The organism is Ruthenibacterium lactatiformans, assembly GCF_000949455.1.
Taxonomy (GTDB): Bacteria; Bacillota; Clostridia; order Oscillospirales; family Ruminococcaceae; genus Ruthenibacterium; species Ruthenibacterium lactatiformans.
Genome location: NZ_JXXK01000054.1, coordinates 1 through 10,602 on the forward strand (window position 1 = coordinate 1; position 10,602 = coordinate 10,602).

General features: G+C 64.8%; 10 protein-coding genes. 5 read left to right on the forward strand and 5 right to left on the reverse strand.

The window, feature by feature from the left end; genetic code table 11:
- Positions 1-79: 79 nt before the first annotated feature.
- From TQ39_RS18830 to TQ39_RS18840, 3 genes are all read right to left on the reverse strand, one after another.
- On the reverse strand, positions 80-796 hold the full coding sequence (locus tag TQ39_RS18830) for a glycerol acyltransferase (protein WP_156146425.1): 717 nt from the start codon (positions 794-796) through the stop codon (positions 80-82).
- Entirely contained in the window at positions 793-2,079 is a 1,287-nt protein-coding gene (locus TQ39_RS18835) for a GtrA family protein (protein ID WP_050006678.1), read from the reverse strand. Before TQ39_RS18835 ends, TQ39_RS18830 begins: the two co-directional genes overlap by 4 nt.
- Positions 2,080-2,303: 224 nt before the next feature.
- A complete protein-coding gene (locus tag TQ39_RS18840) occupies positions 2,304-3,305 on the reverse strand; it encodes an SDR family NAD(P)-dependent oxidoreductase (protein ID WP_050006679.1) in 1,002 nt (333 codons plus the stop codon).
- Positions 3,306-3,599: 294 nt separating this feature from the next.
- Between TQ39_RS18840 and TQ39_RS18850 the strand changes: the two genes are divergently transcribed.
- From TQ39_RS18850 to TQ39_RS18865, 4 genes are all read left to right on the forward strand, one after another.
- Positions 3,600-5,030, forward strand: a complete 1,431-nt coding sequence (locus TQ39_RS18850; protein WP_050006680.1) for an amidohydrolase — start codon at positions 3,600-3,602, stop codon at positions 5,028-5,030.
- A 248-nt stretch (positions 5,031-5,278) separates the two neighbouring features.
- Positions 5,279-5,692 carry an EamA family transporter gene (locus TQ39_RS18855; RefSeq protein WP_009322591.1) on the forward strand — a complete coding sequence of 138 codons (414 nt, stop codon included), beginning with the start codon at positions 5,279-5,281 and terminating at the stop codon, positions 5,690-5,692.
- A 22-nt stretch (positions 5,693-5,714) separates the two neighbouring features.
- On the forward strand, positions 5,715-6,578 hold the full coding sequence (locus TQ39_RS18860) for an NAD(P)/FAD-dependent oxidoreductase (RefSeq protein ID WP_050006681.1): 864 nt from the start codon (positions 5,715-5,717) through the stop codon (positions 6,576-6,578).
- A 50-nt stretch (positions 6,579-6,628) separates the two neighbouring features.
- On the forward strand, positions 6,629-7,114 hold the full coding sequence (locus TQ39_RS18865; protein ID WP_009322589.1) for a deoxycytidylate deaminase: 486 nt from the start codon (positions 6,629-6,631) through the stop codon (positions 7,112-7,114).
- A gap of 91 nt (positions 7,115-7,205) precedes the next feature.
- Here TQ39_RS18865 and TQ39_RS18870 read toward each other — a convergent pair whose 3' ends face one another.
- Complete coding sequence (locus TQ39_RS18870) at positions 7,206-8,393, reverse strand: aminotransferase-like domain-containing protein (RefSeq protein WP_009322588.1); 1,188 nt, start codon at positions 8,391-8,393, stop codon at positions 7,206-7,208.
- Between the two features lie 52 nt (positions 8,394-8,445).
- Positions 8,446-9,657, reverse strand: a complete 1,212-nt coding sequence (locus tag TQ39_RS18875) for a cation diffusion facilitator family transporter (RefSeq protein WP_050006683.1) — start codon at positions 9,655-9,657, stop codon at positions 8,446-8,448.
- 250 nt (positions 9,658-9,907) lie between these two features.
- Between TQ39_RS18875 and TQ39_RS18880 the strand changes: the two genes are divergently transcribed.
- Complete coding sequence (locus TQ39_RS18880) at positions 9,908-10,489, forward strand: hypothetical protein (RefSeq protein ID WP_050006682.1); 582 nt, start codon at positions 9,908-9,910, stop codon at positions 10,487-10,489.
- Positions 10,490-10,602 lie beyond the last annotated feature (113 nt).

Below are 10,602 nucleotides of genomic sequence, written 5' to 3' on the forward strand. Positions count from 1 at the left end.
GCATTTTTGTGACAGTTGCCGAAAAATCTGCAAGCGAGGCGGCGCTTAAGGCATCAGCTGTGAATTGCGCGGTGTTGCCCTAGCTCTTTTCCGCTGCCTCCCGCTCCAGCTCGCCGCAGGCGGCGGCCAGCGCGTTCAGGCCGTCCACAATGCGTCCGGCCACTTCCTCCCTCTGGGTGCGGAACGGCGCGCCGTCTGAAAAGCAGACCGGTTTGCCCGTGACGATGCGCTTTGTTTTCCCGCAGTACACCGGAACAAAGCGCAGATGCGCCCCCGTCCCGGCATGGTACAGCTTTTCCAGCTGCAAAAAGCCCTTGTAGATCTCGCCCGTGGCCGGCGCGGCGCTGTCGTAGGCAACGTCGGGGCACAGCATGATGCTCTCACCGTGCAGCAGCGCCTGCGCGCTTTGCTCCATCATGTCCCGCGTTTCTTTCAGGCTGCGGTAGACCGGGATGGCTCCGAAAGAGCGCACCACCGCGGGCACGGCCAGCGAAAGCACCCCCGCCGCCGCCCAGGCCGCCGGAGCGGGCCAGCCGAACCGTTTGCGGAACGTGTAGCCGTAATACTGGGCAAAGCATTCGTGCCTGTCCAGAAAAACATGCAGCACCCAGGGGCGCGGCTCGTCCGGCAGCAGAGCCAGCGTATGCACCGGGCCGGACATATTGCGGTGATGCACCACATACACGGCGGGCGGCTGCGCTTTCTGCGCGCCGGAGGTATCCCATCTGTGCAAAAACGGACGGACGCCGGCGCGTAAAAAGCGCGCCAGCGGCCCGTATATCTTCTTTTTATTCACAGCGCCGCCCCCCTGCCGCCGTCCTCCCGGCCCGCCGCGTGCTGCGGGCACTTGTCGGCTTCCGCCTCCATTTCGCCTGCGGCGAAACCGCGCTGGCCGGTTACCGGCCCCGCCTTTTGGGTTTGCCGCGCAAAATCAGGCGCGGCATTTCGCTGCGCGAAACCATCCTGTGCGGTTGTCCGCTTCGCGGCCATGGCTTCGCCGCTTCCGTAAAGCACCGGCCGCGGCGTCTTTTCACTGAACACCCAGCGAAGCTGCACCTGGTAGCTGGCCACGGCCAGAAGCGCGTCCACCAGCAGCTTGGCCAGCATGTCGTCCATGTGCAGCCCGGTGCACGCCGCCCACACGCCCACAAAGGACAGCATCAGCTGCGCCAGCCACAGACAGTAGTATTTTGCCACCGTCGGGCCGATCTTCTTGTTCTGCACATAGGGCAGACGGCGGTTGCAGGTATAGTTCACCACGCTGGAGAGCGTGCGCGCGATGACCGCCGCAAAAAACAGGCGCGGCGCCAGCGGAAGGCCCAGCAGCAGCCATTTCACCAGCACGCAGTATACAAACACGTCCACCACCACGCTCAGCCCGGCGGACATGGCGTACTGCACCAGCCCGCTGCCCAGCTGGTGGATGATGCGCGCGGAATCCGCCACGGTGCGGTAATGGCTGCCCTCGTTGTTGTTGAAATACACCGTCTCGATGGGCACGATGGTATACGGGATGCTGCGCTGCTTTGCGTAGATGAGCATGTTCAGCTCGTATTCGTAGCGTTCGCCGCGCACCTCCAGCAGGTCCCCGTGCATCCCGTTCGGAATGCCGCGCAGGCCCGTCTGCGTATCTTTCAAATCAATGTTGTACAGCACGCGCATGGCCGCCGAGGTAACGCGGTTGCCTGTTGCGCTGCGCGCGGGCGTGCCTGGGCCGAAATCACGGCAGCCCAGCACCAGCGTGCCCGGGCAGGCCTCCATGGCCTCGCACACGCGGCGCACATCCTTTACCGTATGCTGGCCGTCACAGTCCGCCGTCACGATGCCCGCGCAGCCGTCCTCATGCGCGCCGTACCAGCGCAGAGCCGTTTTCAAGGCCGCGCCCTTCCCCCGGTTCTGTTCGTGCGTCAGCACCGTGCAGCCCATCTCCGCCAGCGCCGCGAATACCGGCGCATACGCCGGCCCGCTGCCGTCGTCCACTACAAGCACCGGGCCAAGGCCCGCCGCCAGCACCTCCTGCGCATAGGGAACGAACTCCCCGCCCGGCTCGTACGCCGGGATCACGATACAAACACGCATGCCACACAACTCCCCATTGAGCGCCCGCTCTTCCGCAGGGCTTTCATCTCTATCTATAAGACGATTTGACACACCAAATCAACTACACAATTTTAAGAAATTCTTAAAAATAAATCAAGGGGGGATAAACGGCGCTCCTGCTCCGCTTATCCCCCCCTGCGGCGTGGCCCGCCGCCCTTTTTCCGGCTTTTCACGGCAGGAAAAAAACTTTACAGCCGCGCCCCTCAAATGCGCCCCTGCCGCCGCAGCCACGCCACGGTGTCGGCCAGCGTCGTGCCGAAGGGGCGCGTGGTATAGCCCAGCTCCCGCGCGGCCTTCGCATGGGAAAAGCGCGCGCCCGACGAAAGCGTGTACAGCGAATACGCCGTGTACAGCGGCGGCTGGCGCAGCAGCCTGTAATACTGCTCGGAAAGAGGCGCCGCAGCCCTGGCCAGCCACAGCGGCAGCATCACCCGCACCCGCCTGCGGCCCGTGATGCGGTGCAGCATGGCCAGCACGTCCCGCACCGTGCAGTACCGGCCGGAAAGGATATAGCACTCCCCCGGCCGCCCCCGCTCGCAGCAGGCCAGTATCCCCGCCGCCACGTCGCGCACATCCACAAAGTCATAACCGCCGTCCACGCCCGCGGCCAGACGGCCCGTGCAGAAATCCTGCACCAGCTGCGTCAGGTGTCCATGGCCGTAGTCATACGGGCCGCAGATGCCCGAGGGATGCACGACGCGGACGTCCAGCCCCCGCGCGCGGGCCGCCAGCGCATAGGCCGTGGCCGCGGCCTTTGTTTTGGCGTACAGCCCAACCACCGCGCCGGGGCTGAACACGTCCGTCTCCGACACCAGCGCGCCGCCGGGCTTTTCCGGCAGCGCGTGCACCGAGCTTACATGCACCAGCTTTTTCACGCCGCGGCGCACGCAGGCGTCCACCACGTTTTTTGTGCCCGTCACATTTACGTCATAAACGTTCTGGTCGAACCGGGAGGCGATGCTCACGATGCCCGCGCAGTGGATGACCGTCACGTCCCGCCCCTCCGCACCCGCGAACAGCGCCTCCAGCGAGGCCGGGCTGCGCACGTCGCCCGCCACGGCCTCCACGCCCCTGGGGAGCTGGGGCGCGTGCTCCTCCCCCGGCAGAACGAGCGCGCGCACCTGCCTGCCCGCGCGCGCCAGCCTGTGCGCAACGGTATTGCCCAGATGGCCCGTCGCGCCTGTTACGAGATACAGCTCCTTCATGGCCCGCCGCCTTTCCCAACGCCCCGCGCAGCGGGGCGTGCCTGCCGTGTGATGCTTCCTTCCTTTATTATTCTACCACGCATTTATCTCTAAACTTTGAACAGCGCCCCGGCGCGGGATATTTTTCCGCCCGGCCGCGCGGCCTTCCCGGCGCACCGCGGGCGGCCGCTTTGCGCGGCTGTTCCCCTCCGCGGCAAAATGTGGTATTCTAAGAAATAGCTTTTGGCTGTTTTTGCAGGCACAAGGCATACCGCGGCGCACAGCGCGCCGCCCGGAACAGAGGACGTGAAAAACATGAATGAAGCACAACGCATCACCGAATGGGTGGAACAAAAAAAGGAAAGCGCCATTGCGCTGGCCAGGGCCGTCTGGGGCTTTGCGGAGCCGAACTGGCGCGAAACGCAGAGCGCCGCCGCCATCAGCGCCGCGCTGGAGGCCGAGGGCTTTGCGCTGGAGCGCCGCCCCTGCGGCATGGAGACGGCTTTCGTCGCCACATGGGGCGGCGAAGGGCCGGTCATCGCCTTTTTGGGCGAATACGACGCGCTGCCCGCGCTTTCCCAGCAGGCGGGCCGCGCCGAAAAAGCGCCGCTTTGCGAGGGCGCGGCAGGCCATGGCTGCGGGCACAACCTGCTGGGCGCGGGCAGCTTTGCCGCAGCCGTGGCGCTGAAGGACTACTGCCTCGAAACCGGCCTGCGCGCCACCGTCAAATACTTCGGCTGCCCGGCTGAGGAGGACGGCGGCGGAAAGGTGTTTTTCGCCCGCGCCGGATATTTCGACAAGGTGGATGCGGTGTTCGCCTGGCATCCCGGCCCCGCGAACTACGTCAGCGGGCAGGGCTGTCTTGCCGTGACGGGCGTGCTGTACAGCTTTAAGGGACGCACGGCCCACGCGGCGGGCGCGCCCTTTGCCGGGCGCAGCGCGCTGGACGCGGCCGAGCTGATGAACGTGGGCTGCAACTATCTGCGGGAACACATCATCCCCGAGGCGCGGCTGCATTACGCTTACCGCGACGTGGGCGGCACCGCCCCCAACGTGGTGCAGGAGAGCGCCTGCGTGCATTACTACATCCGCGCGCCCCGTGTGGCCCAGATGCTGGACATCAAGCGGCGTGTGGACGACGTGGCCCGGGGGGCCGCGCTGATGACGGGCACGGCGCTCACCATCCGCGAGGTGGACGGCTTCTCCGACTATGTGCCCAACAGGGCGCTGTCCGAGCTGCTGTGGCAATGCATGCGGGAGGTGGGCGCGCCCGCCTGGGACGAAGCCGACCGGGCGCTGGCCGCACAGTTCGCCGCCACGCTCTCCGCCGGGGAGCGCGCGGACAACCTGGCCTCCACGCTCTCGGCCACGGACCTGCCGCTGTCCCATTATGCGGGCAAGGACCTGGACGACGGCATCGCGCCGTTCTTTTACGACCCCAAAACCGCCGAGCCCGGCAGCACCGACGTGGGCGACGTGAGCTACTGCGCGCCCACGGCCCAGTGCTACTACGCCGCCGGGGCGCTGGGCACGGGCGGCCACACCTGGCAGATGGCCGCGCAGAGCTGCAGCCCGCTGGGCTTCAAGGGCATGCTGGCGGCGGCGGCAGCCATGGCGCTGGCGGGCGCGCGCGCGGCAGCGGACCCCGCGCTTCTGGCCCTGGCCAGAGAGCAGCACGCGCAAAGCTGCCCGGACGGCTACACCTGCCCCATGCCGGAAAACGCCGTCCCCGCATATGTGGAATAGGCCCCGGCCCGGCGGGCCCGGCGGCGCGTGAAGGCACGCCCTTGGGCGCACGCGCCCGGCGGCCGCATTTGCGGAAGCCCCCTGCCCCGCCGGCGCGGGCGCTTTCCTGCCCGGCGGCAAAAAAACACGCGCGGAAGGCCCCGAAACGGCCGTGGCCGCTTGTGTTTTTGCCCCGTGCTGCTGTATAATAAACGCAAAGGCGCCCGGTGCGGCCGGGCACGCCCGCACAAAGAAATGGGGGCTTTTTCATGTGGGCCGTTTACGCGGGGCTTTCCGCATTGTTCGCCAGCCTGACGGCGATCCTCGGCAAGATCGGCGTCCAGGGCATCAATTCCAACCTGGCCACGGCCATCCGCACCATCTTCGTGCTTGTGATGGCCTGGGGGATGGTGTTCATCACCGGGGCGCAGGCCGGCATGAAGGACATCGGCGGCAGAAGCCTTGTGTTCCTCATGCTCTCCGGCCTTGCCACAGGGGCAAGCTGGCTGTGCTATTATAAGGCGCTGCAGGTGGGGCAGGTGGCAAAGGTCGTCACCATCGACAAATTCAGCCTCATCCTCACATTTCTTCTGGCCGCGCTTTTCCTGGGGGAAAAGCTCACGCTCAAAACGCTGCTGGGCGGCGTGCTCATCACCGTCGGCACGCTCGTTGTGGCGCTGTGACCACACCGGATAAGGAGTACAAATGGAAACGAATTTTGACTGCATTGTCATCGGCGCAGGCCCAGCGGGGCTTTCGGCGGCGCTGAACCTGCGCCAGCGCGGCAAGACCGTGCTGGTGGTGCACAGCGGCGAAACGCTGCTGGCCAAGGCCGAGCAGGTGGACAACTATCTGGGCATGCCGGGGCTGTCCGGCAAACAGATGATGGAGCGCTTTACGCAGCACGCCCGGGACGCGGGCGCTGTGCTGCGCAAGGGGCGCGCGGGCAACGTCATGCCGTTCGGCGGACGCTTCATGGTCAACCTGGACGGCGATATCCTGGAAACGGGCGCCGTGGTGCTGGCCTGCGGCGTTTCCAAGGCAAAGCCCGTGCCCGGCGAGGCCGAGCTGCTGGGCCGCGGCGTTTCCTACTGCGCCACCTGCGACGGCATGCTGTACCGCGGGCGCGCGGTAGCGGTGTGGGGGCTTTCCCCCGAAGCGCCGCAGGAGGCCAATTTCCTGCACGGCATCGGCTGCTCCGTCACCTACATCGCGGGCCGCAGGCCCGACACGCTGGAAGCGGGCGTGGCCTTCCGGGCCGGGCGCGTGGAGGCCGTGGAGGGCGGGGCCGCCGTGGAGGCCGTGCGCGTGGGCGGCGCCGCGCTGCCCGTACAGGGCGTTTTTATCCTGCGCGCGGCCACGCCGCCGGACGCGCTGGTGCCCGGCCTTGCGCTGGAAAACGGCTTTGTAAAAACAGACGCCGCCATGCGCACCAACATTCCCGGCCTGTTCGCCGCGGGCGACATGACGGGCAAGCCGCTGCAGGTGGCCAACGCCGTGGGCGACGGCCTTGTGGCCGCGCTGGCCGCCGTGGACTATCTGGACGGCGTCAGCCCCATGACGGATTGACGCGCGGTGTTCCCGCGCAAACATCATACACAGATCAAGGAGGCCCTGCTTTGAAACGGACGGATTATATTTCCTGGGACGAATATTTTATGGGCGTGGCGCTGCTCACCGCGCAGCGCAGCAAGGACAACACCTCACAGGTGGGCGCGTGCATCGTCAGCCGCGAAAACAAGATTTTGTCCATGGGCTACAACGGCATGCCCACAGGCTGCTTCGACGACGACATGCCCTGGGAGCGCGAGGGCGAACCGCTGAAAACCAAATACATGTATGTCTGCCACGCCGAGCTGAACGCCATACTGAACCATGCCTCCGGCACAGGCAGCCTGAAGGGCGCGCGCATCTACACCACGCTGTTCCCCTGCAACGAATGCGCCAAGGCGCTGATCCAGAGCGGCATCTCACAGGTCATCTATTACGAGGACAAATACGCGGATTCCGATTCCGTGATCGCCAGCAAACGGATGTTCGACATGGTGGGCATCCGCTACACGCCGTACAAGCGCACGGGCCGCGGCGTGGAGCTGGCGCTGTGAGCCGTGCGCTCCGGCTGATGCAGAAAACCAGAGCGGCGCTCCCTCTTTGAAAGGGAGCGCCGCTCTGGTTTGTTTTTATCCCGCCTGCATGTCAGAGCCCCTGCGCGGCAAGCACCCCGGCCATAACGGAAACACCCTTCACGATGTTCTCCGGCGTGGGGGTGGAAAAATTCATGCGGAAGCTGCCGCACGGCGCTTCTTCGTCCACCATGAACGCGTTGCCCGGCACAAGCGCCAGCTTGCGCGCAAGGCATTCCCGCACAAACGCGGGCATGTCCGCTCCTTCGGGCAGCGTGCCCCAGATGAACATGCCGCCCTCGGGCCGCGTATAACGGACCTGCGGGCACTTTTCATCCAGCTGTTCCATCATCAGCGCCGCCTTGGCCGCGTAAATTTTGCGTATCTCCCGGATGTGCGCGTCCATATCCGTGCGCGTCAGCATGGCCTCGCATACACGCTGCGCCCACACGTTGGTGTGCACGTCGCTGCACTGCTTCGCCACCACAAAGGCGGCCATCAGCTTTTTGTCGCAGACGCAGTACGCAAGGCGCATGCCCGGGCACAAAATTTTGGAAAAACTGCCCGCGTAGATAACGGCGCCCTCGGTGTCCATGCTTTTGATGGACGGCACCGGCCCGCCCGCGATGCGCAGCTCCCCGTAGGGGTCGTCCTCCAGCACGGGCACGCCGTACCGCACCGCAAGCGCATAGACGGCCCTGCGCTTGGCAAGGCTCATGGTCTTGCCCGTGGGGTTCTGGAAATTGGGGATGCAGTAGAAAAAGCGCGGCTTTTCCGGCGCGGCAAACACGGCCTCCAGCGCGGCCAGGTTTACGCCGTCGTCCTCCATCGGCACGCCGGCCAGGCGCGCGCCGCTGCTGCGGAACGCGTTGAACGCCCCCAGGAACGCCGGGTTTTCCACAGCCACCACGTCGCCCTCGTTGCAAAGGCATTTGGCCGCGAAATCCAGGATCTGCTGGCTGCCGGATGTAATGAGCACGCCGTCGTTTTCCTTCGCCACCCGTTCGCGCCGGTTGGCAAAGGCCCGCACGGCTTCGCGCACCGAGGGCACGCCCTCCGACACCGAATACTGCAGCGCGGCCACAGGGTCCTGCCGCAGCAGTTCGTCCGAAAAGCGCGCGATGTCCTCCGCCGGGAATGAATCCGCCGCCGGGTTCCCGCCCGCAAAGCTGATGAGCGTCGGGTCGCTCATCTGCTTGAGTATCTCGCGGATGATCGACGGCTTCATATTGCGCATCTTATCCGAGATTTTGAATTCCATGTTCTTTCCCTTCCCTTTCCGTATCCTTTGGCCGCCCCAAAAGGCGGGCGGCTCATTCCTTTCCGTCTGTTTTGCACGCGCCGGGGATGGCCGCGTAGCTGTGGTCGATGGTGACCACGGCGTAATATTTCGTTTCGCCCGCGTCGTGCGTCTCCACAAGGCTCTGGATGCGTTTGCGCAGCGCGGCGTCCGAAAGCGGAAAATTGTGCGGCACCACGGTGTCGAAAATCAAATTTGTGTGGGACGGCCCCTGCACCATGCGGAAATCGTGGATGGAAAGCTCCGGCGAAATGCTCCGCACCAGCTCCTTCACCCACTCCCGGGCCGTGCCCACCGCGTCGTCGCCCGTCAGGATGGGGTCGTAATGGATGATGAGGCTGATGTGGTCGTTCTCCTGGAAATCCCGTTCGATGTTGTCGATGATGTCGTGGCTCTGCATCACGTCGTTTTCCGCCGCCATCTCCACATGTACGCTGGCAAAACGGCGGCCGGGGCCGTAATCGTGCACCATCAGGTCGTGGGTGCCCAGCACGCCGTCGTAGCTCATCACCTTTTTGCCGATGTAATCCGTCAGCTCCTCGCTGGGCGCCTCTCCCAGCAGCGGATCGACCGTTTCCTTCAGGATGCCCACGCCGCTCCACAAAATGAACAGCGCCACGCCAAGGCCCATCCAGCCGTCCAGCTCCAGCCCCGTCAGGCCCGAGACCACGCTCGCCGCCAGCACCGCCGCCGTGGAGATCACGTCGTTGCGGCTGTCCATGGCCGTGGCTTCCAGCGCGGCCGAGCCGATGCGCCTGCCCACCTTTTTATTAAAGGCCGCCATCCACAGCTTCACGCCGATGGAGAGCAGCAGCACCGCCACGGTGACAAGGCTGAACTCCACGGCCGTGGGGGACAGGATCTTGCCGATGCTGGAACGCGCCAGCTCCACGCCGATGACGAGGATCATCACCGAGACGGCCAGCCCCGCCAGATATTCGATGCGCGCATGGCCGTAAGGGTGTTCGTCGTCCGCGGGCTTTGCCGAAAGCCGGAAGCCCACCAGCGTGATGACGCTGGACGAGGCGTCGGAAAGGTTGTTCACCGCGTCGGCCGTAATGGAGATGCTGCCGAACAGCGTGCCCACCGCCAGCTTGGCCGCACACAGCAGCACGTTGCAGAAAATGCCCACCGCGCCCGCCAAATTGCCGTAAGCGGTGCGCACGGCAGGGTCGTTCACGTCCGTGCTGTTTTTGATAAAGCGTTTTACCAGAAAGTCCGTCAAAGCCGCCGCCTCTTTTCCAGAATTATACAAATTTCAGATTCTTTTTATTATACGGCGAAGGAGGCAAAAGTGCAACCCGTTTGCGGCGGCTGACCGCCCGTGGCCGCCGCTTTGCCCAAGCTGCGTCCGCTTTTCTTGGGCAAGGCGACGGTTTTCCGGCGGCGTGCTGTGCAAGCCCTTTGCTTTTTGGTATGATACAGTTAAGAAGCAGCTTTACCGCTGTTCACATTTACATCAGGAGGTGCTCAGGATGACGACCGTAAGGGACCCGCAGAAGAAAAAGCGCGCGCCCTCGAAGGGCCGGGTGCTCCTGTGGGCCGGCGTTTTTCTCTTGAATTTCGTTTTGCTCACAGCGGCGGTTTCCCTGGCGGTATTCCCGCAGGCGGGCCCGCTGACGGCCGAGCGGCTGGCCCGGCTGCCCTATTTTGAAGGCTGCGAGCTTCTGGACGTGCACACGAGGGCGGGCGGTTCTGCGCGGCTGTTCGGCCAATCGGACGCGGACTGGGTGCTTTACCGGAACAGCGCCGGCGAAACGCGCCTTGTGGGCGTCAGCTGGAGCCTTTACACCTCCCGCTTTCGCATCGACGAAAAAACCGACGCCGCCGTTCCCGGCGACAGGCTTTATCACACCGCTCAGGTTCAGAGCGGTTCCGGCCTGTATGAGGTCTCCGTTCAGACGCAGGACCGGATCATGGACGCGCGCTGCATTGCCGGAATGCAGGCCCCCCAAAGCAGCGTATGGCTCTATATTTCCCTTGCGCTGGGCCTGACGCTGCTGGAAGCCGCCGTCCCGCTGTTTATTCAGCGCCGCCGCAAAGGCGCGTTGGCATAAAAAAACATCGGTTTTGGGCCGGACGGTTTGACGCGCAGCGTCAAAAGGCGCGTTGACGCAAGAAAACATCGGTTTTGGGCTGACGGTTTTGGCGCACAGCGTACTCAAAAAGT

What these genes read in the sequence shown, in the direction of transcription:
- TQ39_RS18835 (WP_050006678.1), bottom strand. Translation starts at nt 2,079, where the DNA reads ATGCGTGTTTGTATCGTGATCCCGGCGTACGAGCCGGGCGGGGAGTTC.
- TQ39_RS18840 (WP_050006679.1), bottom strand. Translation starts at nt 3,305, where the DNA reads ATGAAGGAGCTGTATCTCGTAACAGGCGCGACGGGCCATCTGGGCAAT.
- TQ39_RS18850 (WP_050006680.1), top strand. Translation starts at nt 3,600, where the DNA reads ATGAATGAAGCACAACGCATCACCGAATGGGTGGAACAAAAAAAGGAA.
- TQ39_RS18855 (WP_009322591.1), top strand. Translation starts at nt 5,279, where the DNA reads ATGTGGGCCGTTTACGCGGGGCTTTCCGCATTGTTCGCCAGCCTGACG.
- TQ39_RS18860 (WP_050006681.1), top strand. Translation starts at nt 5,715, where the DNA reads ATGGAAACGAATTTTGACTGCATTGTCATCGGCGCAGGCCCAGCGGGG.
- TQ39_RS18870 (WP_009322588.1), bottom strand. Translation starts at nt 8,393, where the DNA reads ATGGAATTCAAAATCTCGGATAAGATGCGCAATATGAAGCCGTCGATC.
- TQ39_RS18880 (WP_050006682.1), top strand. Translation starts at nt 9,908, where the DNA reads ATGACGACCGTAAGGGACCCGCAGAAGAAAAAGCGCGCGCCCTCGAAG.